The organism is Peloplasma aerotolerans (assembly GCF_030012175.1).
GTDB classification, from domain to species: Bacteria; Bacillota_I; Bacilli_A; order Acholeplasmatales; family Acholeplasmataceae; genus Peloplasma; species Peloplasma aerotolerans.
Map to the genome: position 1 here is coordinate 121,342 of NZ_JASCXW010000002.1, position 20,805 is coordinate 142,146.

Consider the following 20,805-nt stretch of genomic DNA (forward strand, 5'->3'; position numbering starts at 1 on the left):
GGCAAAATGAAGATTACTGATGTAAGAGTAAAGCTTGTTAGTAGCGAAAGCAGACTTAGGGGAGTAGCAACGATTACTTTCGACGAAAGTTTTGTTGTGCATGATATTCGTATCATTGAAGGCGAAAATGGCATCTTTGTTGCGATGCCAAGTAAAAAGACACCAAATGGTACCTTTAGAGACATAGCTCACCCAATTCATGGAGAGATGCGTAAAGTAATTGAAGATGCAATAGTTGTAGCTTATAACGAAGCACTTTCTGAAACATCTGAGCCAGAAGAAGAATAAAAAATTTAAGAAAAACGATTTAATGAAAATCTTTTTTGCACAACCATGCAAAAAGATTTTTTTTTGAAGGAAAACCGTTAAATTTTTAGCCTAAATCATGTATAATAAAATTGAGAGAAATCGAAGGAGTTGTAAATTACATGTCAATAATAGATGGAAAGAAAATAAAACTTTTTGCACTTAACTCAAATCGTCCGTTAGCGGAAGAAATATCTAAGGCAGCAAATATCGGAATATGTCCAGCTGATGTTGTTAAATTTGCGGATGGTGAAATCTCTATTAATATAGAGGAAAGTGTTAGAGGACATGATTGTTTTGTTATACAATCCACATCTGCACCTGCGAATGAACACGTTATGGAATTGTTAATCATGGCAGACGCTCTTAAGAGAGCTTCAGCAAAAACGTTAACAGTTATTATGCCATATTATGGGTATTCTAGACAAGATAGAAAATCAAAGTCTAGACAACCAATTACTGCTAAACTAGTTGCAGATATGCTTCAAATAGCAGGCATTGATCGTGTTATTTCAATCGATCTTCATGCAGCTCAAATTCAAGGGTTTTTCAATATTCCGATTGATAATTTTCCAGCATCACCATTATTAGCAGATTACTTCCTGTATACGAAAAAATTAGAGAATATAGTTATTGTATCTCCAGATCACGGTGGTGTTACACGAGCAAGACTGTTTGCTAGAATTCTTGATGCACCTCTTGCTATTATTGATAAGAGACGTCCAGAACCAAATAAAGCAGAAGTTCAAAATATAATTGGGGATGTAAAAGGTAAGATAGCAATTATGGTAGATGATATTATTGATACTGCAGGAACGCTTGTTGCAGGAGCTGAAGCTTTAATTGAAGCTGGTGCGATAAAAGTTTATGCTGCAGCAACTCACCCTGTTTTATCAGGACCTGCTGTACAAAGAATTAATGAATCTGTAATTACAGAAGTAGTTGTTACTGACACGATCATGTTACCTGAAGAAAAAAAATCACCAAAAATTGTCCAACTATCTATTGGCCCATTACTTGGACAATCCATACTTCATATTGTGAAGGATGAACCTATCAGCCAAATATTTGATAAAATCACGCATCACGAGAGTAAAGAATGAAGCTTGTTGTTGGATTAGGTAACCCCGGGTTAAAGTATCAAAAAACTAGACATAACATTGGGTTTATGGTTATTGATGAAGTATTAAAAATGATAGGTCAGCAAGCAAAATTTGATTCAAAGTTTAATGCGGAAATTTTGGTAACAAGCATCAAAGGGGAGAAAGTAATTTTAGCAAAGCCATCAACTTTTATGAACTTATCTGGTGAGTCAATCTCAAAACTAATGAAGTATTATGATATTGTTATAGAGGATATTTTGATCATAGTTGATGATGTTAATTTGGAAACTGGGAAATTAAGGTTAAGAGAACTAGGTGGGCATGGCGGACATAATGGATTGAGAAACATTATTGGTTTATTACATGATGAGTCATTTAAACGTGTTCGCATAGGTATTGATCAAAATCATGCAATTCCATTGGATCAATATGTACTCGGACAATTTACTAAAGAGCAGTTAATAACCCTTCAAAATACTATACTGTTAACAACCGAAATAATAGATTTATTTATTCAAGGTGTATCCTTTATGGATATTATGACAAAGTATAATACCCAAACATAGGTTTGGGTTTTACTGTCTTAGAGGAAAAACAATGATTGAGTATCTTCGAAAGAAATCAAATATTTTAAAAATAATTAAAAAAACATCGATATCGATGTTTTTTAAGTCTTCTAACGATACATATAATGTTTATCTAGCTGCACTAGATTATTTAGAAAACAAAACATCTATTTTTATCGTAACTCCGAATTTATACGAAGCACAAAAATATTACGACATCATGAGCCAAATCATTGATGCAGAGGATGTATTATTTTATCCAGCTGATCAAACATTGACAAGTATTATGGCTTTAGGAAGTCCAGAGTTTAAGAGTGAGAGATTGTATACTTTAAAACAATTGATGACAGGAAAACCATTTATAGTCATTACAACTTTGCAAGGTTTGTGTCAAAGACAATTAACTCCAACTGATTATCATAATAGTGTGAAAATGCTTCACAAAGGGAAATCATATGATTTAGAGAAGCTTGTCCAGTATCTTGTTTACAGCGGTTATGCTAGAACCTATACCGTTGAAAAACCTGGAGAATTTAGTATACGTGGACATATTTTAGATATATATACATTAAACAATGAACAACCATATCGGTTAGATTTTTTCGATGATGTATTAGACCAAATTAAAATGTTTGATGTTGAAACACAAAGATCATTTGCTGAAATAGAAACATTAGAAATAGCGCCGATGAATGAACTTTTCTATACGGATCAAATGAAAGAAGATGTAATCTCAAAAGTTAAAAAGTACTTTGATAATATGACGTTATCTGAAAGAGAGACCGAAAAACTTAATCAAGACATTGAGTCCCTTGAAATGAGAACAAAGCTTGATGCACTCACAATCTATATACCTTTTTTCAATCAAGAGGAGACAACACTTTTAGACTTCAGTCAAGATAAAAAAGTTTATATGATTGATGTTCATAAAATGAGAGTTAATGAAACTTCAATACAAAGTGATTTAGAAACATATGCGACTACGATGAATGGGTCTGCTTTTTTAAGTATTCCTTTTAGGGTGTCTTTAGAAAAACAATTAAAACAAGAACACATTGAAGTTGATAATTTTGGACTTAATAGTCCACCTAATGCAATTGATTTAGGTGTAATATCTCCCAACAACTATCAAGGGAATCTCGCATTATTGCATTTAGATATTAAAGACTTGCTAAGTAATTATCAAATATTGATGTCCATATCAACTGATATTTATAGAGAAGAACTAATCGATTTCCTCGAAGAAAAATCACTTCCTTATAGACTTGATGAAAGTGATGAACCAGGGATATACTTATTCAATCAGCCAAGTTTTGGGTCATTTTTATCGCGCTCTGATAAGGCTCTTTTGCTCGATGAATCACAATTATTTTCATATAGAACACGTCCTGCAATCCGTTATCGAAGTGTATTGAATCAGTCAACAAAAATAAGAAGGATTGAAGATTTAACTGTTGGTGATTTTGTTGTTCATTACGATTATGGTATTGGACAATATGTAGGCTTGAAGACCATGGAATTAAGTCATGAAAAGCGTGATTACTTACACATCATCTATGCGAATCAAGAGGTTTTATATGTACCAATGGATCAAATTGATATGGTACTTAAATATAGTAGTTACGATGGCATGCATCCTAAGTTATCTAAACTTGGCGGTAAGCAATGGACGAAAACAAAAGCTAGTGTTCGCATGAAAATTAAAGATCTTAGCGACCGATTAATAATGCTTTATGCTCAGAGACAACAAAGTGTAGGTTTTGCATTTAATAAAGATAACGATATGGAAAAATCGTTTGAAAGAGATTTCGAGTATGAGGCAACCGTCGATCAACAAAAGGCAATTTTAGATACGAAACATGATATGGAAATGGAACGTCCAATGGACCGCTTGATTTGTGGCGATGTTGGATTTGGTAAAACAGAGGTTGCTCTAAGAGCTGCATTCAAAGCAGTCATCAATGCAAAACAAGTATTATATCTTGTACCTACAACTGTGCTTGCAAGACAACATTACTATACTTTTAAAGAACGTTTTGAAAAATATGGAGCAAATATTGCTCTATTGAGCCGTTTTTTGACATCAAAAAAACAGAAAGATACGCTCGAAAAACTTAAAAAAGGTTTTGTCGATGTCGTTATTGGTACACACAGATTATTATCTAAAGATGTTAAGTTCAAGGATTTAGGCTTACTCATTATTGATGAAGAACAAAGATTTGGCGTTGAGCATAAAGAGAAAATTAGAGAAATAAAAATCAATGTAGATACATTAACATTAAGTGCAACACCTATACCAAGAACTTTGCAAATGTCTATGATGGGGTTAAAAGATTTATCAATGATTGACACACCACCTAGAAATAGATATCCAGTTCAAACATATGTTGTGGAGCGGCAAGATGCACTCATTAAAGAAGCAATCACAAGAGAACTCGCAAGAGGTGGACAAGTCTTTTATTTATTCAATACAGTTCAAGGTATCGAAGGTATGGTTCATAGATTGCAAAAACTTGTCCCAGAAGCAAGAGTTGCTTATGCTCATGGACAAATGAATCGCAATCAACTTGAAAGTGTTTTAAGTGATTTTATTGATCATGAGTATGACATATTAGTTTCAACAACAATTATTGAAACTGGTGTGGATATTCCAAACACAAATACACTAGTTATTCATGATGCAGATAAATTGGGGTTAGCACAACTTTATCAAATACGAGGTAGAGTAGGTAGAAGTGATCGTATTGCATATGCATATTTGTTGTATGATGCACACCGAAATATTAATGATGAAGCTAAAAAAAGATTATCAGCAATTCAAGACTTTACGGCATTAGGAAGTGGATTCAAGATTGCAATGAGAGATTTATCAATTCGTGGAGCTGGAGATGTGTTGGGATCTGAACAATCGGGATTTATCGATTCAGTAGGAATTGAACTTTATATGAAACTACTTGAAGAAGCAATGACAGGTGTATCCTTAGAAAAACCTAAAGAGACTGCAATCGATGAAATATATGCAGCAAGGCATGTTGATCCAAATTACGTTTCAGAAGATAGTGTAAGGATTGAAATACACAAAAGAATTAGTGAACTTAACAGAATACAAGATGTAGAAGATTTAAAAGATGAACTTGTCGATCGATTTGGATCCTTAAGCCCAGATTTGCTTTTATATATGTATGAAAAACTGTTTAAAAAACTATCTTCAAAGATTGGAGTTCAAAAAACGATTGTTGAATCTAGACAAGTCACACTTGTTTTATCCATGGAAGCATCAGCAAATATTAATGGTAATAAATTATTCGAAAAAGCGAATCAATTTTTGACGCAGGTTAGGCTTTCTTATTTGAAGGGACATGTTCATATTATTCTTGTTACCAAGAATGAAAAACAACACTGGTTATATTTGTTTGATTTGTTTTTAGAAGATTTCATATATAATTGAAAGTAGAGGTGATCGAGATGGCAGTTGATATTTTACAGATATCAAAGGATGCAATTGAGGCGTCAAAAAAATATAATGACGTCATTAATGCATCTATAGGTATGTTTTATGATGAAGAAAAGGCGATTGGTGGGATGCCGACAGTATCAAAAATGATCAAGAATTTGAGTGATGATGAGATGTTACCATATCCCGCAGTTGACGGAGGTGCATTATTTAAAAATAATCTAATTACTTGGGTTTTTGGCAAATATGAATCAGAAATTAGAAGAAACATGTATGTAAGCGCATGTGCAACCCCAGGTGGGAGTGGGGCGATTGCATCAACATTTTCTCAATATGCAAACCCAGGAGATTTTATATTCGTTTCTGATATTAGATGGCAATATGAGCGATTTGCTGAACGAGCTGGTTTAAACATATTTGAGCATAAGTTGTTTAAAGGAGACAGTTTCGATATTGAATCTTTTGAATCGAGACTTAAAGAATTATGTAAAAAGCAAAAACAAGTTATTGTAATCGTTAATGATCCTTGTCACAATCCAACAGGATATACATTGAGTGAGCAAGAATTTAACCAAATAATCCAAATATTAAATGCTCAAAAAGATAATGAGATTGTATTTTTATATGATTTAGCATATCTTGAGTATTCGCATGAAGAAGATAATAGAAAGAAAATGACATTCTTACCACAACTCAAAGAGCATGTTTTAACGATTATTGCATTCAGTGGTTCAAAAACTTTTGGAATTTATGGTATGAGATTAGGCGCAGCCATTATGCTTTCGAAAAATGAAGAGAAAGTTAAAAAAGCACATCCAAAGTATGTCAATGAAGCAAGAGGTTCATGGTCAGCAACGCCTACTATGTCTATTGAGTTATTTAATAAGTTCGCTATTGAAGAAAATAGAAATGAGTTTTTAAAAGATTTGAACAAGATAAATAGTTTAGTTCAAGAAAGAAGTGTTACTTTTATTGAACAAGCAAAAGAGGTTGGCTTAAGTACCCATCCATTTAGAAGTGGTTTTTATACAGTGGTTCTGACGAAAGATCCTGATGTAGATTATTTAAAACTTGCAAAACATAGAATATTCGCAGTTCCAATGAGCGGTGGCGTAAGATTTGCTTTATGTAGTTTATCTAGAAATGAAATTGATGGACTGCCACAAAAAATCAAAACTATACTTGAATTATAAAAGATAAAAAATATAAAAGCTTTATCATTTTTTTAAAGTGTATACGTTTTCATCACACAAAATAATGTGTTATACTAAAAGTATCTTAGCAAAGATACTTTTTTAATGAAAAAGGGAGAAGATTATGAAAAAAATTACTTTATTATGCGAAGAAATGGGAGTCGATCCTGAAGAGTGTATTCCTTATGGTTTTGATAAAGCCAAAATTGATTTAAAAGTATTAAAAAGATTGAAAGAAAAAGAAAACGGGAAGTTAATTCTTGTTACAGCTACAACACCTACACCTGCTGGTGAAGGTAAAACAACAATTTCTATTGGTTTAACACAAGGGTTAAAGCATATAGGGAAACATCCTATATTAGCATTAAGAGAGCCGAGTTTGGGTCCAGTATTTGGCTTAAAAGGTGGAGCAACAGGAGGGGGAAAATCCAGTATTACACCTATAGATGAAATTAACCTCCATTTCACTGGAGACCTCCATGCAATTACTGCAGCAAACAATTTATTAAGTGCTTTAATTGATAATCACATTTTCCAAGGGAATGAATTAGGTATTGAAACAGTAACTTGGAAAAGATGCATGGATATGAATGATCGTAGTTTGCGTGAAATTGACACACCAATTCGAAAAGATGGATTTGTTATTACTGCAGCGAGTGAAATCATGGCAATTCTTGCATTAGCAACGGATTTAACTGATTTAAAAAATAGAATTAATAGAATATTGATCGGATACACAAAAGACGAGAAACCGGTATATGTATCTGATTTAGGTGGAGCAGATGCAATGACATTGCTTATGAAGGAAGCGATGAACCCAAATCTTGTTCAAACATTAGATGGCGTTCCAACGTTTGTTCATGCTGGTCCTTTCGCTAATATTGCGCATGGTTGTAACTCTATTGTTGCTACTAAATTAGCTTTAAAACTAGGTGATTATGCAGTAACTGAAGCTGGTTTTGGTGCTGACTTAGGCATGGAAAAGTTCCTAGATTTAAAAATGCCCTACCTTAGTAAAGAAGTCGATGCAGTTGTTGTTGTAACAACAATGAGAGCTTTAAAATATCATGGTGGAGCTGAAAAATTTAATGAAAAAAATGTTGATGCTATGTTAAAAGGTATTCCTTTATTAAGTAAACACTTAGAAAACATCAGTAATTTTGGTATGAAATATGTTATTGCTTTAAATCATTTTTACACAGATGATCAAGAGGAAGTTGATGCAATGATGAAGTGGGCTAAGGACAATAATCATCCGATTGCTTTATGTAAAGGATTTACTGAGGGCGGACCAGGTATGGTTGACTTGGCTAATAAAGTAGTTGAATTGGCTGAAGAAGGTTCATCATTTATACCGATTTATAATAAAGAAGATTTGCCACAACAAAAAATAGAAAAAATAGCAACAAAAATTTATGGTGCAAAAGAAGTTGTATTTTCTAAGAAAGCTTTATCACAGTTAGATAAATATATTGAATATGGTTGGAATTTGCCCGTTTGTATGGCCAAAACTCCATTATCTTTAACAGGAGATCCTAAAATAAAGGGATTACCAGAAGAGTTTACATTAGACATTAAGGAAATTAGACCATCACTTGGGGCAGGATTTTTAGTTGCACTAACTAAGGGTATTATGGTTATGCCAGGTTTAAATAAAACCCCAAGAGCAATGAGCATGGAAGTTGATGAAGACGGAATTCTTGTAGATGGAGATGAATAGTATGATTTTATTAGACGGTGCAGAAGTAGCCAACCGTAGAAATTTAGAACTTAATAAGAAAATTCTCAAGTCTGTTGAAAAATATAAACGAGCACCAAGTTTATCTATTATATTGGTTGGACAAAATCCAGCGAGTCTTTCATATGTTAAAGGAAAAGGAAAAGCCTGTAAACTCGTTGGTATTAAGCATAAATTATATCATTTAGATGAAAACATTAAAGAAACCGAATTAGCTGAATTAATCACTACATTAAATAATGATGACCAAGTTGATGGGATATTGTTACAACTCCCATTACCTCATCATTTAGATGATGATAAGTTGATTAACTTAATATCAAAGGATAAAGATGCTGATGGATTCCATGTGATAAACCAAGGCAATCTTTATCAAAAACGCGAAACAGTTTATCCTGCAACACCAAAAGGCATTATGAGCTTATTATCTGCGTATGATATTGATGTTAAAGGTATGAATGCAGTTATTATAGGAAGAAGTAACATTGTTGGATTTCCAGTTGCTAGACTTTTAATGGATCAAGGTGCAACCATAACGGTTTGTCACAGACAGACAAAAGACTTGTCACTTCACACTAAGCAAGCAGATCTTATTATTGCATCTGCTGGACGTGCAGAACTAGTGACTAAAGATATGGTTAAAAACGGAGCAATCGTTGTTGATGTTGGCGTAAATCGTGTAGATGGAAAACTAGTCGGTGATGTGCATTTTGATGGTGTTAAAGAAGTTGCGGGTTATTTATCGCCAGTACCAAGAGGCGTGGGACCGATGACAATTAATGCTCTTTTAGAAAACACATACGACCTATATTTAAAACATATTAAGTAATTTTGTAGAGCAAAATATCAAAAAAAGTCTTTACAAAAAAATATAAATGTTGCTATAATAGTAGAGTATTTAGTATTCGTATAAATTATCCAGTGTGAGATGATGTTTCTATCGTGGGCCATAAGTTCACGACTACGATTATGAAAATAGAGGGGAATTATCAAAATTGTAGTTATATGAATATCAAAGTACTCTTCATTGTAAAAGATGTGGGGATGGGCATCATTTGATGGCATCTATTTGCAATGACCCAAGCACCTGATTTTTTTCAGGTGTTTTTTTCACACATAAGTGTTAAAATAGATTTGAATAAAAAAAAGGAGTATGATTCTATGAACATTTGGCACGATATAGATAAATCTAGAATTCAACCAGATCAATTTATTGCATGTATTGAAATATCAAAAGGTAGTAAGAAAAAATACGAGCTTGATAAAGAAACTGGAATGATCATTTTAGACCGTATATTGTTTACATCAACACATTACCCAGCAAATTATGGATTTATACCAAGAACATATGCGGGTGACAATGATCCACTAGACGTTTTAGTATTATGTCAAGAAGATATAGAACCATTAAGTATTGTTCAGTGTTATCCAATTGGCGTTATGAAAATGATTGATTCTGATGAAATTGATGAGAAGATCATTGCAATTCCATTTGGAGATCCATCGTTGACTCAATATAAAGATATTAATGAGCTTCCAGCACACTTGCTTACGGAAATGGGGCATTTTTTTGAAGTCTATAAATCCCTTGAAGGTAAGAAGACTTATATTTTAGACATAGAAGGTCCAGAAGCTGCAAAGAAAATCATTTTGCAATGTATAAAAAACTACGAAGATAAATTTGGAAAATAAAGGAAGAATATAATGGGAAGAGCATTTGAAGTAAGAAAAGTGGCAATGGCAAAAACGAACGCTGCAAAAAGTAAGATTTATGCGAAATATGGGAAAGAAATATATATGGCAGCGAAATCGGGATCTCCCGATCCAGAAACCAATCAAGCACTCAAAAGAGTTATAGAAAAAGCCAAAAAAGAACAAGTTACTGCGGATGTCATCAAAAGAGCCATTGATAAGGCAAAAGGTGGAAGTGATGAGAACTATACATCTGCAAGATATGAAGGGTTCGGACCTGGTAATTCATTGTTCATAATTGAATGCTTAACGGATAATGTAAATAGAACCATTGCAGAAGTAAGAAATTGTTTTACAAAAACTGGTGGGAAATTAGGTATATCAGGATCTGTTGTTCATCAATTCAATCATTTTTCAGTATTTACTTTACCAGAGGTAACAGAAGATGAGATTCTCGAGATTTTAGTTATGAATGATGTTGACGTTTCAGATATTGAAACTGACGAGGTTGGAGTTACTATATATGGAACTGCCGATGACTATAATGCAATACGTACTGCAGTACTTGAAGCTAACCCTGACATAGAGTTTGAAACTGAAGAAATTATGTGGCTCCCCATAATGGAAACAACAATTGATTCAGATGATCAAAAAGAAGCATTTGATAAACTCATGCAAATGCTTGATGAAATAGATGATGTTCAAGATGTTTATCATAATGTTGCACTATAAAAAATATTATTTATAAATAGATTAAATATAAGTAAAAAAAGCAAAAAAATTTAACAAAAGACAGTTTTCAAATCATTGAAATCTGTCTTTTATTTTGATATTTATTATGATATAATAATGTGACGAACTATCGAGGAGGAAAGAATGAGCTTAATTAAATATGATCCAATCATCGATGAAATCATTTTAAAAGAAAAAAAAAGACAAGAAGAACACATCGAATTGATTGCTTCTGAAAACTTTGTTTCACAAGCTGTGTTGGATGCTCAAGGATCAATTTTGACGAATAAATATGCAGAAGGTTATCCCAAGAAAAGATATTATGGAGGATGCGAATTTGTTGATGAAATTGAAACTTTGGCGATTGAAAGGTTAAAAGAGTTATTTGATGCGAAATATGTGAATGTGCAACCTCATTCTGGATCACAAGCAAATATGGCGGTATACCAAGCGTTACTTAAACCAGGTGATACCATTTTAGGTATGTCATTGAGCGAAGGTGGTCATTTGACACACGGATTCCATTTAAATTTTTCCGGTAAATTTTACAAGTCAGTTTTCTATGGTGTTGATGAAAACACTGAAATGATTAATTACGAAAAGGTTCTTGAAATAGCAAAAGAAACGAAACCTCAACTAATTATTGCTGGAGCAAGTGCTTACTCTAAGTTTATTGACTTTAAGAAGTTTAGAGAGATTGCTGACGAAGTTGGAGCTTATTTACATGTTGATATGGCACATATAGCTGGTCTAGTTGCAGCGGGAGTTCATCCGTCTCCTATGCCTTATGCACATGCTGTAACATCAACGACACACAAAACGTTGCGTGGTCCACGCGGGGGAATCATCCTAACAAATGATGAAGATGCAGCTAAAAAAATAAATAAAGCAGTATTTCCAGGTGTTCAAGGTGGTCCTTTAATGCATGTTATTGCGGCAAAAGCTGTAGCATTTAAAGAAGCACTAGAACCATCTTTTATTGAATATCAAAAACAAGTTATTAAAAATGCGAAGGTTTTGTCTGAAGAATTAACGAGATTAGGTTATCGAATTGTTAGTGGAGGAACGGATAACCACTTGATGCTTGTTGATGTAAAGCAAAAACTGGGAATTACAGGATTAGACGCAGAAAGAACTTTGGAAAAAGCTGGAATCACATGCAACAAGAATGGAGTTCCATTTGATAAAGAAAAACCTGCATATGGCAGTGGTATTCGATTAGGAACACCTGCTGTAACAACTAGAGGATTTAAAGAAAAAGAAATGCTTATGATAGCAAACTGGATTGATCAAGTATTGAAAAATAAGGATAATCAAGAGACATTAGAGGAAATCAATCATCAAGTTGTAGAACTTACAAAGAAATTTCCATTATACAAGAAGGGAGTATAACAGATGATAGCAAAAACGAAATATATTCCAGATGGAAAAAAAGAACTGAAAGCATTACCAATATTGCATTATTTAAATGCTGACTATTTGTATTATCCAGTAACTAGTGCACGTTGCCCTGAAGGAGAAACGTGCGTTAGAGGTGGACAATTTGTTAAAGTTGGTGAAGTAATTGGAACTAGAAAAGGGACATTTTTTGAACAACCAATGCACTCCACAGTGAGCGGAGAAGTTGTCGGATATGAAAAACATATCGATCAAAGCGGTAAATTAGTGGACTGTCTTATTGTAAAAAACGATAAAAAGTATGAGTTACATGAATCGATTGTTGATAGAACAGAAGAAGAGATTGACGCTTTGACAAGAGAAGATTTAGTTAATATTGTTAAGGAAGCAGGTTTAGTAGGGTTAGGAGGAAGTGCTTTTCCTACATATATTAAGCTTGAGACTGAAGACCCTATTGATGTTGTTATTGCGAATGGTGTTGAATGTGAACCTAATTTAATTGCAGATTATGGTGTTATGATGACAGATCCAAGAGATGTCATTAGAGGCTTAATCTATGTAATGAAAGCAACTAGTGCCAAAAAAGGGATTATTGCGATAAAGAAAAAATATACAGAAATAAAAGAAAGACTTGAGTTTACACTTCAGGAGTTTAGTCAATATGACATAAAAATCGTCAGTGTTGGTAATTACTATCCTCAGGGATGGGAAATTGCCATGATTAAAGACGCATTAGGTATTAAAATTCCACAAGGTGAACTGCTATCTAAGTATGGGGTTTTAAATTTTAATGTTTCAACTTTAAAAAGTATACATGAAGCAGTCAAAAAAAGACTACCTGTCTTAGAACGCCTATTCACAATTAGTGGAGATGGCATTGTCAATAAAAACTTTAGAGCACGTATTGGTACATTGATTACTGATCTAATTGAACTTGCAGGAGGTTATATTGATAATGGAAAACCTAAAGTCATGATTTTAGGTGGACCTATGATGGGGACAAATATCACGCAAGATGATGTCGTTATGACACATACAACAACAAGTTTGATTGTATTGAATGAAGACCCTCAAACAGAGGAACCTTGTATTCGTTGTGCATCTTGTGTTTACTCATGTCCTGTAAAAATTCAACCAGTTCAAATCATGAATGCTTATAAAATAAAAGATAAAGATGCTTTAAGAATGCTTGAAGTTAATAAATGTATAGAATGTGGACTATGTTCTCATGTATGCCCATCAAAGATTCATTTGACAGAATATATGCGTTTAGGCAAACGCTTAATTAAATAGGAGGAAAATATGCAAATAGTAAAACAAACGAGCCCCTATATTCGTAAACAGGTCAGTACAAAGCGAATGATGATTGACGTATTAATTGCGTTAATACCTGTCGTAGCTTTCTCTATATACCGCTTTGGATGGGATTCAGTATTAAGAATTGTCGTTTCATTAGTAACAATGATTGGTTTAGAAGCTATTGCCTTTGGCATGATGAATAAACCTAACAAGAGTGAAAAGTTTTTTGATAGATTGAAGTCTAGGTATGAAAAATTTACAGTTAACAATATCACTGCACCAGCTATTAGTGCGATTATTTTCGCAATGATTATTCCAAGTAAATTACCAATTTATGCGGTTGTTGTAGGTGCTGGATTTGGTATTGTTGTGGGTAAACTTCTATTTGGAGGTTTGGGTTCGAACATCTTTAACCCAGCTGCTGTAGGACGTATTTTTATTGCTCTAGCTTTAACAGATATGTTCTCGGGAACTTATGTTGGTGTTGATTTGGTTGCTGGAGGAACTGCCTTAACTACTTTAAGAACAGGATTGTTATTTCCTCAAGCATTAAATAGTTATCCATTAATTGATTTGTTTATGGGTAATGTACCAGGTTCAATGGGAGAAATTAGTGCATTAGCAATCATCATCGGTGGTATCTACCTATTAATCCGACGCTCAGCTGATTATCGAGTTGTGTTGTCAACAGTTTTAACATTTGTTGTTTTAATTGTTTTAGTTGGGTTAAAATTATATCCCGGACAGGTGATTGAATATACTTTATTCCATGTTTTATCTGGTGGGTTATTGTTTGGGGTTGTTTTTATGGTGACAGATCCAGTAACCTCTCCAGTAACAAGACCTGGTCGTTGGATTTACGGATTAATGATTGGAGCACTTGTTGTTTTGATTCGTTTATTTGGTGCATACCCAGAAGGTGTAGCATTTGCGTTATTGTTCTGTAATATGTTCGTACCACTTATTGATTATCCTAAGTGGTCAACAGATAAGATTAAACCAGCCTTTGTTGGAAGTTATATTGTGCTTCTGATTATTTTGGGATTGGTTGTATTCTTTGGCGTTGGAGGTGTCGCATAATGAAAAAATTATTTGAAAAACCTCTATTCCACTACACATTCGTGTTAACTGTTGTTTCTATATGTTGTGGGTTGGTTATTGGCGGAGTTAATGCAGTCACAGCACCAATTATTGCCTCAAATATTGAAAAGGCTGAGAATAGAGCTTATCAAGCTGTCTTGCCTGATGGCGTATCTTTTGATCAACAAGATTTAGATGGAAATCCAAGTTCGATAACTTCGATTGTTATTGGAAAAGCAGCTAATGATGATATTGTTGGTTATATTTATGTTGCTTATGGAACGAATAAATTTGGATATATGAGAATTGTTATAGGTGTCGATACCAATGGTAAGATTTTAGGAGCTGACTTTATTGAAATTAATCAAACCTATAATGTTGAAGGAACAAGAAATAACCTATCTGCTTATGTTGGCACACAATTAAGTGCTTTAACACCAGAAGGAGATCTCGTTTCTGGCGTAACAGGAAGCTTGAATACTGTAAAAGAATTACTGGCTGATATGGCAGCTGCACACGCAAACACAGCGCAGGAACCAATGGATCCTTATGATGTTTGGTATGGCGCAGGCCATTCAATCCAAGATGACAATGATTTCACCGCATCAGCAAACATTTTAAATAGACAAATCGTTACACTTGATAATCAAGAAGTTGGTTATATTTATACGCTCACTGCTAGCGGTATTTACTATGAAGATTCTGCTGCAGCAATCACAATTTATATGGCATTTAATTCTAACGATGAAGTTGTAGGGATACTAGTTCCTTCAGACGAGTATTTGCATACTAAAGGTATTAGATACGACAAAATTGTGAATTACATAAATTCATTTGTTGGATTAACGGTTCCTCAGTTTGCTGCTGCTTTCTCTGATGATGGTGATCTGGCTTCAGGGGTTACAAATTCTAAGATAGTTGTAGACATCATGTTGAATACTCTAATAGAAGAGGTGAACTAAGATGAAACTTATGAAAAAAGAAAATTTATTCTTAATGATGAACCTCATTATTATGCTTCTCATCGGGCTTGCGATTATATTTATTAATAACAACGTGATTCCAAAGGAACCACAAGACAGATTATTTAATCAAGTTATAACACTAGAAAATCAAACGAATATCACCTCTGTCCCTAACTCACCAAGCTATGCTTTAGTTGATTATAGAGCTGACGCTGTTAATAGAGCAGGCGTACAAGTAGGCACTGTGTACAATATTAAAATAAAAAATAGTTACGGTATTACAGGTCCTAATGATACAGATGGTTATATGGAGTTTCTAGTTGGAATTGACTTAGATGATAAAGTTTATGTTCAAATCGTTTCATTGATTCAATCAAGTTGGACTGTAAAAGGTATTCAATATTATATTCATGAATATTACCAAGGCGTGCTTTACACATCAGTCCCAAACATTCCAATCTATGATGCAGCTGATCCAACTGCTGGTGCAACTGCAAAGGATAGTACAGGGTCAATTAAAGATTTAGTTCGTGAAGCTATAGATATCCATTATGATTTGATTGTTGAAGATCCATATGCAGTGTTATATGGCGAAGGATATATAATAACAAATGATTCAGAGTTTACCGCATCAGAATATGTAAAAGCTAGAAGAATAGTAACAAACGCATCAAGTGAAGTGGTTGGTTATGTTTACCACTTAAGTGGATCCGGTGAATATTTTGATGGAAGTTCAAGTAGTATTGGTATTTATCTAGCATTTAATGCTGATAGTGTAGTTATTGGTGTATTAGTTCCAGAAGGTGAATATTTACATACAAGAGGAACAAGATATAATACGATTGTTAATTACCTAAATACATTTGTGGGTTTAACACTTATTGAATTCGCAGGTGCTATTAATGATGGTAGTGACATAACTTCAGGTGTAACAAATACAAGAGTATTGGTAGATATTTTACTCAATGCATTCATAAGTGAGGTGAGTTAAGATGACAGAAGCTAAAAAAGTTCCAGCTAAGAAAAAAGCAAAAGAAAAAGAAATGACATTATGGGAGACTTTTACTAAAGGAATCTTAAAAGAAAACGGTATATTCGTTATGGTGCTTGGGTTATGTCCTGCGCTTGCCGTAACTTCAACTTTTGAAGGTGCATTTGGTATGGGTATCTTAGTTATGCTCGTTTTAACATTTACAAATACTACAGTTTCTTCGATTCGAAAAGTTGTTCCAAATACTGTACGTATTCCAGTATATGTAATCATTATTGCAACAGAAGTTACCATATTGAAAATGTTGGTTGATGCATTTGCTCCAGCATTAGCTCAAGAATTGGGTGTGTTCATTGCCTTAATTACAGTTAACTGCGTCGTTTTTGGTAGAGCAGAAGCATTCGCATCTAAAAACACAGTAGGAAAATCAGCACTTGATGGTTTTGGGGTTGCTGTTGGTTTTGCATTGTCATTATCAATCATCGGATTTTTTAGAGAATTTTTAGGAACTGGCATGATTACGCTAGGTAAGTCGCTTCCTCTTGGATTTGAATATACTTTACTGCAAAATGCCGGTTTAGGAAAATATGCATTTAGCGTTTTAGTAGACCCACCCGGTGCATTTTTGGTGATTGGAATCATACTTGCTGGTATAACAGCTTATCGCCAAAAGAAAGGAGCTAAGAAATAATGAACTTACTATCTATATTAATTTCCGCAATGTTAGTTAATAATATTGTGTTGATGCAGTTCTTAGGTCTTTGTTCATTCTTTGGTGTTTCAACAAAGATGAAATCTGTCGTAGGTATGGGATTAGCGGTTATCGTTGTTATATTTTTAGCAGGTTTAATTACTTTTCCAATATATCATTATGTTCTCGTTCCTTTAGATATTAAATTTATTGACACAATTGCATTTATATTAGTTATTGCTTCATTAGTCCAGTTAACAGAACTTGTAATCAAAAGATTTAGTCAAAGTTTGTATAAAGCTCTAGGTGTTTATTTACCTTTGATTGCATCAAACTGTGCCGTACTTGGTGTTGCACTAACAAACGTAGCAATTCCGCAAAGTTATCCAGAAGCTTTAATGTTCGCATTAGGTTCTGGTTTAGGATTCGCACTTATTATTATCACTTTTACAGCAATACGTATGCGTTTAGATTCTGCAAATGTACCTAAAGCACTTAAAGGACTTCCTGTTGCGTTTGTAACTGCTGGCCTTATGGCAATGGCATTTATGGGATTGGCGGGGATTATATAATGGAATTTTTGATTTTAGTAGCGGTATTATGTGGTTTTATAGGGCTATATATCGCAACCATGTACTTAAATAAAAAAGTTAAAGTACCTGAAAGTTGTAGAGCAGCTTATCTAGAAGCTCAAACTTGTGAAACTTGCACCTCACGTGGAGGTAGCGGAGGATCATGTGGTTTCTCAGATGCACTTGAATTTATGAAGGAGGTCAAATTATGATGCAAGCAATATATCCCTTCATTGTGCTGGGAATTATCGGAGCAGTTTTAGGTGTAGTCCTATCCTTGGCAAATCAATATTTAACAGTCAAAGAAGACCCAAGAATAGACGATATAGAAAAGTTACTACCGAATTATAATTGTGGAGCATGTGGAACACCAGGGTGTCGAGCTTTTGCAGCAGGTATTGTCAATGGAGAAGTGAAAAATGTTTCTCGATGCAGACCAGGCAAGTTAGATAAACATTTTAATCCTATCTTAGAATATATAAAAGATCATCCGAATCCAGACGGAACGACTATTGATTTAAAGTTATAGGGCATATTATGTCCTTTTCTTTACTAATCATATGATATAATAGATAAGGAAATTAATTTTGAGGTTTGTGATGAAAAAAATAGCTATTATTACTGTTTTAATTTTAAATATCTTATTTATGACTGCATGCAAAAAAGCTGATATATTCACATTCAGTTTTTTTGACTATATGGATACCTACATTAGTGTTAGTGTTTATGCTGATAGTCAGAGACAAGCGGATCAGTATATGAACGATATTTCAGAGATATATTATACATACCATGAGCTTAGCACTGGTTATGAACCATTGAAAGAAGACTCAGTATTTTTAGAAAATATATATTCAATCAATCTAACGTTGAATGAAGTTTTGGAGATTGACTATGAGCTCTATGAATTACTCAAAGAAGCTGAGAGACTTAAAGAATTAACAGATGGTTATTTTGATGTCTCAATAGGGAAAATGGTAGATGTATGGAAAAATGTTATATTAGATGAAGCAACAGGATATCTTTTTGAAGAGATTCCAGAAAGTGTGTTTGAGTCAATTTTAGATACATTGGAAGCAATAGAAGTCCCTGAAACTCCATATGAGTTGACTGAAGATGATGGCAAGTACTATATTGAGATCAAAAGTAGTTATGTAAAAATTGATTTAGGAGCTTTATCAAAAGGTTTTGCAACACAACGTGTTTATGATTATTTGAGAGATGAAGGGGTTGAATATTTTTCAATTAGCGCGGGAAGTAGTTCCATTTCTGTTGGCAAAAACATGAATCGTGAAACAGGTTTTTTCCATACATCATTGGCAAACCCATTAAGAACCGGTTTGAACGATCGCACATATGGTATGATTTATGTTTCAGATATATCAATTACAACAAGTGGGAATTACGAACAATATGCTTTATATGAAGGTCATAGATATCATCACATTGTATCCCCCTTTACTAAGATGCCAGAACATTATTATCATACAATTACAGTTTTAGGAGATGATGCAGGTGCTTTAGATGCGCTTTCAACTGCATTTTTCTCAATGTCACCTAGTGTTCTTGAAGCATGGTTAGATGAGCACCTAGACGATTTAGATATTGAATTGATAATTTTCAATTATGATGGAACGATTGATACTTACCTCAAAACAACTGAGTTCGAGGAACGTTAGTTATGAATGTTAGAAACAAAACGCAAAATAAAAGAGATATTTTGTTAGTCTCACTCTTATTTGTTATAATGGGTGGAGTTTTTGTTGCGTTTAGATTATTTGCATTCAGTGAAGATGCATCTTTAGCACATGTCTATTATGGGTCTTCTAATGAACCAATAGTAACAATCGATTTTATTAACTATAGGACTATAAAAAATTATGATCAAAGCGTTCCTAGTGGATACGATAGTATATATCCGATTATTAATGAACAAGAATATACTATAACTATTTTAGGAGACTATACAATAAACGGTATTCGTCAAGAAGTAGTAATTAAGTATGATTATGGAAGAAAAAGTGTACAAATTATAGAAGAACAAAGTCCTAATAACATATGCAGTAGAGAAGGAGAATCAACAGGTTGGCCACTCATTTGTTTACCAAACAGAATTCGTGTAGAGTTTGAAACAAATGATGAAGACTTCACTGTTTAAACACCAATGAGAAAAACACGTAAAATGACTTTGCTAGCGAATTTTTTGGCTATTGCAATTGTGTTAAATGTAATTGAATCTGCAATACCAATTATACCAGTTCCTGGTGCGAAACTGGGCTTTTCAAATATCATATCTCTTGTTATCTTATATGTATATTCGTTTAAAGATAGTGCTTCATTAACTATACTCCGTGTATTGTTAGTTTCTATATTAACCGGGAAACTATTAGGACCGGTATTTTATATGAGTATGAGTGGTGCTGTTTTTGCAATAATAGCTATGGGATTTTTTAAGAAAACGAATTTTTTTGGAGTTTTAGGTGTCAGCGTCATTGGCTCTGTGTTTCATTGTATTGGACAGGTGACCGCTGGTATCTTTGTGATAGGTAGTGTCGCTGTTTTATTTTATCTACCAATCATGCTATTTTTGAGTATTCCGGCAGGCGCTTTAACCGGTGTAATAGCTAAGCGATTCTTGGCTGTTTGGGACACTTGGCATAATGAGTTTGCCGATTAAAAGTAAAATAGCAAAGTTTACACTTGATTAATAAAAAATACAATGATATAATAATTGCGCAAAACTTACTATGACTAAAGGTCATGGCGGAAGGAGAAAAGAAAATGAAACCAGGAATTCACCCAAAATATAATGTAACAAATGTAAAATGTTCAACTTGTGGACAAGAATATGAAGTAGGTACAACTGCAAATAATATCCGTATTGATACTTGTGCTAACTGTCATCCATTTTATACAGGACAACAAACTTTCATTCAAGCTGCTGGACGCGTTGAAAAATTCAATAAACGCTATGGTATGAACAAAAAAGAGCAAGACAACAAATAACGTGATCTAATTATCACGT

At 33.7% G+C, this 20,805-nt stretch carries 22 protein-coding genes and 1 riboswitch; all 22 genes read left to right on the forward strand.

All coding sequences use genetic code 11. The features are described from left to right. The first annotated feature begins 6 nt into the window (after positions 1-6). The 22 genes from spoVG (at position 7) to rpmE (ending at position 20,786) form a co-directional block, all read left to right on the forward strand. Entirely contained in the window at positions 7-288 is a 282-nt protein-coding gene (gene spoVG, locus QJ521_RS01510; protein ID WP_282838641.1) for a septation regulator SpoVG, read from the forward strand. Between the two features lie 140 nt (positions 289-428). Then, the gene (locus QJ521_RS01515; protein WP_282838642.1) at positions 429-1,409 is read left to right on the forward strand and encodes a ribose-phosphate diphosphokinase; all 981 of its coding nucleotides are present in this window, start codon (positions 429-431) and stop codon (positions 1,407-1,409) included. Continuing rightward, the gene (gene pth / locus QJ521_RS01520; protein ID WP_282838643.1) at positions 1,406-1,975 is read left to right on the forward strand and encodes an aminoacyl-tRNA hydrolase; all 570 of its coding nucleotides are present in this window, start codon (positions 1,406-1,408) and stop codon (positions 1,973-1,975) included. Before QJ521_RS01515 ends, pth begins: the two co-directional genes overlap by 4 nt. 31 nt (positions 1,976-2,006) lie before the next feature. Further along, positions 2,007-5,423 carry a transcription-repair coupling factor gene (gene mfd / locus QJ521_RS01525; RefSeq protein WP_282838644.1) on the forward strand — a complete coding sequence of 1,139 codons (3,417 nt, stop codon included), beginning with the start codon at positions 2,007-2,009 and terminating at the stop codon, positions 5,421-5,423. A 17-nt stretch (positions 5,424-5,440) separates the two neighbouring features. Next, positions 5,441-6,622, forward strand: a complete 1,182-nt coding sequence (locus QJ521_RS01530; protein ID WP_282838645.1) for a pyridoxal phosphate-dependent aminotransferase — start codon at positions 5,441-5,443, stop codon at positions 6,620-6,622. A gap of 124 nt (positions 6,623-6,746) precedes the next feature. Continuing rightward, the gene (locus QJ521_RS01535) at positions 6,747-8,342 is read left to right on the forward strand and encodes a formate--tetrahydrofolate ligase (protein ID WP_282838646.1); all 1,596 of its coding nucleotides are present in this window, start codon (positions 6,747-6,749) and stop codon (positions 8,340-8,342) included. Position 8,343: 1 nt separating this feature from the next. After that, positions 8,344-9,189, forward strand: a complete 846-nt coding sequence (locus QJ521_RS01540) for a bifunctional 5,10-methylenetetrahydrofolate dehydrogenase/5,10-methenyltetrahydrofolate cyclohydrolase (RefSeq protein ID WP_282838647.1) — start codon at positions 8,344-8,346, stop codon at positions 9,187-9,189. 56 nt (positions 9,190-9,245) lie between these two features. After that, positions 9,246-9,344, forward strand: a riboswitch (purine riboswitch). A gap of 177 nt (positions 9,345-9,521) precedes the next feature. Beyond that, complete coding sequence (locus QJ521_RS01545) at positions 9,522-10,052, forward strand: inorganic diphosphatase (protein WP_282838648.1); 531 nt, start codon at positions 9,522-9,524, stop codon at positions 10,050-10,052. Between the two features lie 12 nt (positions 10,053-10,064). Continuing rightward, entirely contained in the window at positions 10,065-10,784 is a 720-nt protein-coding gene (locus QJ521_RS01550; RefSeq protein ID WP_282838649.1) for a YebC/PmpR family DNA-binding transcriptional regulator, read from the forward strand. A 144-nt stretch (positions 10,785-10,928) separates the two neighbouring features. Continuing rightward, positions 10,929-12,176 carry a serine hydroxymethyltransferase gene (gene glyA / locus QJ521_RS01555; RefSeq protein WP_282838650.1) on the forward strand — a complete coding sequence of 416 codons (1,248 nt, stop codon included), beginning with the start codon at positions 10,929-10,931 and terminating at the stop codon, positions 12,174-12,176. Between the two features lie 3 nt (positions 12,177-12,179). Continuing rightward, positions 12,180-13,475: an RnfC family protein gene (locus QJ521_RS01560; RefSeq protein WP_282838651.1), complete on the forward strand. Its 1,296-nt coding sequence runs from the start codon at positions 12,180-12,182 to the stop codon at positions 13,473-13,475. Positions 13,476-13,484: 9 nt separating this feature from the next. After that, complete coding sequence (locus QJ521_RS01565; protein WP_282838652.1) at positions 13,485-14,561, forward strand: RnfABCDGE type electron transport complex subunit D; 1,077 nt, start codon at positions 13,485-13,487, stop codon at positions 14,559-14,561. Continuing rightward, positions 14,561-15,523, forward strand: coding sequence for an RnfABCDGE type electron transport complex subunit G (locus QJ521_RS01570; protein ID WP_282838653.1), 963 nt, complete (start codon positions 14,561-14,563; stop codon positions 15,521-15,523). The genes QJ521_RS01565 and QJ521_RS01570 overlap by 1 nt, the downstream gene beginning before the upstream one ends. 1 nt (position 15,524) lies before the next feature. Then, positions 15,525-16,517, forward strand: a complete 993-nt coding sequence (locus QJ521_RS01575; protein ID WP_282838654.1) for a hypothetical protein — start codon at positions 15,525-15,527, stop codon at positions 16,515-16,517. A gap of 1 nt (position 16,518) precedes the next feature. Next, on the forward strand, positions 16,519-17,208 hold the full coding sequence (gene rsxE, locus QJ521_RS01580; RefSeq protein ID WP_282838655.1) for an electron transport complex subunit RsxE: 690 nt from the start codon (positions 16,519-16,521) through the stop codon (positions 17,206-17,208). Further along, positions 17,208-17,780 carry an electron transport complex protein RnfA gene (locus tag QJ521_RS01585; protein ID WP_282838656.1) on the forward strand — a complete coding sequence of 191 codons (573 nt, stop codon included), beginning with the start codon at positions 17,208-17,210 and terminating at the stop codon, positions 17,778-17,780. The genes rsxE and QJ521_RS01585 overlap by 1 nt, the downstream gene beginning before the upstream one ends. After that, a complete protein-coding gene (locus tag QJ521_RS01590; protein WP_282838657.1) occupies positions 17,780-17,992 on the forward strand; it encodes a hypothetical protein in 213 nt (70 codons plus the stop codon). The genes QJ521_RS01585 and QJ521_RS01590 overlap by 1 nt, the downstream gene beginning before the upstream one ends. Then, positions 17,989-18,309 carry a (Fe-S)-binding protein gene (locus QJ521_RS01595; RefSeq protein WP_282838658.1) on the forward strand — a complete coding sequence of 107 codons (321 nt, stop codon included), beginning with the start codon at positions 17,989-17,991 and terminating at the stop codon, positions 18,307-18,309. The genes QJ521_RS01590 and QJ521_RS01595 overlap by 4 nt, the downstream gene beginning before the upstream one ends. Positions 18,310-18,379: 70 nt before the next feature. Then, positions 18,380-19,459, forward strand: coding sequence for an FAD:protein FMN transferase (locus QJ521_RS01600; protein WP_282838659.1), 1,080 nt, complete (start codon positions 18,380-18,382; stop codon positions 19,457-19,459). Positions 19,460-19,461: 2 nt separating this feature from the next. Beyond that, the gene (locus tag QJ521_RS01605; protein ID WP_282838660.1) at positions 19,462-19,938 is read left to right on the forward strand and encodes a hypothetical protein; all 477 of its coding nucleotides are present in this window, start codon (positions 19,462-19,464) and stop codon (positions 19,936-19,938) included. Between the two features lie 24 nt (positions 19,939-19,962). Then, entirely contained in the window at positions 19,963-20,457 is a 495-nt protein-coding gene (locus QJ521_RS01610) for a Gx transporter family protein (RefSeq protein WP_282838661.1), read from the forward strand. Between the two features lie 104 nt (positions 20,458-20,561). Beyond that, on the forward strand, positions 20,562-20,786 hold the full coding sequence (rpmE, locus tag QJ521_RS01615; protein ID WP_282838662.1) for a 50S ribosomal protein L31: 225 nt from the start codon (positions 20,562-20,564) through the stop codon (positions 20,784-20,786). Positions 20,787-20,805: the final 19 nt, after the last annotated feature.

What these genes read in the sequence shown, in the direction of transcription:
- spoVG (WP_282838641.1), top strand. Translation starts at nt 7, where the DNA reads ATGAAGATTACTGATGTAAGAGTAAAGCTTGTTAGTAGCGAAAGCAGA.
- QJ521_RS01515 (WP_282838642.1), top strand. Translation starts at nt 429, where the DNA reads ATGTCAATAATAGATGGAAAGAAAATAAAACTTTTTGCACTTAACTCA.
- pth (WP_282838643.1), top strand. Translation starts at nt 1,406, where the DNA reads ATGAAGCTTGTTGTTGGATTAGGTAACCCCGGGTTAAAGTATCAAAAA.
- mfd (WP_282838644.1), top strand. Translation starts at nt 2,007, where the DNA reads ATGATTGAGTATCTTCGAAAGAAATCAAATATTTTAAAAATAATTAAA.
- QJ521_RS01530 (WP_282838645.1), top strand. Translation starts at nt 5,441, where the DNA reads ATGGCAGTTGATATTTTACAGATATCAAAGGATGCAATTGAGGCGTCA.
- QJ521_RS01535 (WP_282838646.1), top strand. Translation starts at nt 6,747, where the DNA reads ATGAAAAAAATTACTTTATTATGCGAAGAAATGGGAGTCGATCCTGAA.
- QJ521_RS01540 (WP_282838647.1), top strand. Translation starts at nt 8,344, where the DNA reads ATGATTTTATTAGACGGTGCAGAAGTAGCCAACCGTAGAAATTTAGAA.
- QJ521_RS01545 (WP_282838648.1), top strand. Translation starts at nt 9,522, where the DNA reads ATGAACATTTGGCACGATATAGATAAATCTAGAATTCAACCAGATCAA.
- QJ521_RS01550 (WP_282838649.1), top strand. Translation starts at nt 10,065, where the DNA reads ATGGGAAGAGCATTTGAAGTAAGAAAAGTGGCAATGGCAAAAACGAAC.
- glyA (WP_282838650.1), top strand. Translation starts at nt 10,929, where the DNA reads ATGAGCTTAATTAAATATGATCCAATCATCGATGAAATCATTTTAAAA.
- QJ521_RS01560 (WP_282838651.1), top strand. Translation starts at nt 12,180, where the DNA reads ATGATAGCAAAAACGAAATATATTCCAGATGGAAAAAAAGAACTGAAA.
- QJ521_RS01565 (WP_282838652.1), top strand. Translation starts at nt 13,485, where the DNA reads ATGCAAATAGTAAAACAAACGAGCCCCTATATTCGTAAACAGGTCAGT.
- QJ521_RS01570 (WP_282838653.1), top strand. Translation starts at nt 14,561, where the DNA reads ATGAAAAAATTATTTGAAAAACCTCTATTCCACTACACATTCGTGTTA.
- QJ521_RS01575 (WP_282838654.1), top strand. Translation starts at nt 15,525, where the DNA reads ATGAAACTTATGAAAAAAGAAAATTTATTCTTAATGATGAACCTCATT.
- rsxE (WP_282838655.1), top strand. Translation starts at nt 16,519, where the DNA reads ATGACAGAAGCTAAAAAAGTTCCAGCTAAGAAAAAAGCAAAAGAAAAA.
- QJ521_RS01585 (WP_282838656.1), top strand. Translation starts at nt 17,208, where the DNA reads ATGAACTTACTATCTATATTAATTTCCGCAATGTTAGTTAATAATATT.
- QJ521_RS01590 (WP_282838657.1), top strand. Translation starts at nt 17,780, where the DNA reads ATGGAATTTTTGATTTTAGTAGCGGTATTATGTGGTTTTATAGGGCTA.
- QJ521_RS01595 (WP_282838658.1), top strand. Translation starts at nt 17,989, where the DNA reads ATGATGCAAGCAATATATCCCTTCATTGTGCTGGGAATTATCGGAGCA.
- QJ521_RS01600 (WP_282838659.1), top strand. Translation starts at nt 18,380, where the DNA reads ATGAAAAAAATAGCTATTATTACTGTTTTAATTTTAAATATCTTATTT.
- QJ521_RS01605 (WP_282838660.1), top strand. Translation starts at nt 19,462, where the DNA reads ATGAATGTTAGAAACAAAACGCAAAATAAAAGAGATATTTTGTTAGTC.
- QJ521_RS01610 (WP_282838661.1), top strand. Translation starts at nt 19,963, where the DNA reads ATGACTTTGCTAGCGAATTTTTTGGCTATTGCAATTGTGTTAAATGTA.
- rpmE (WP_282838662.1), top strand. Translation starts at nt 20,562, where the DNA reads ATGAAACCAGGAATTCACCCAAAATATAATGTAACAAATGTAAAATGT.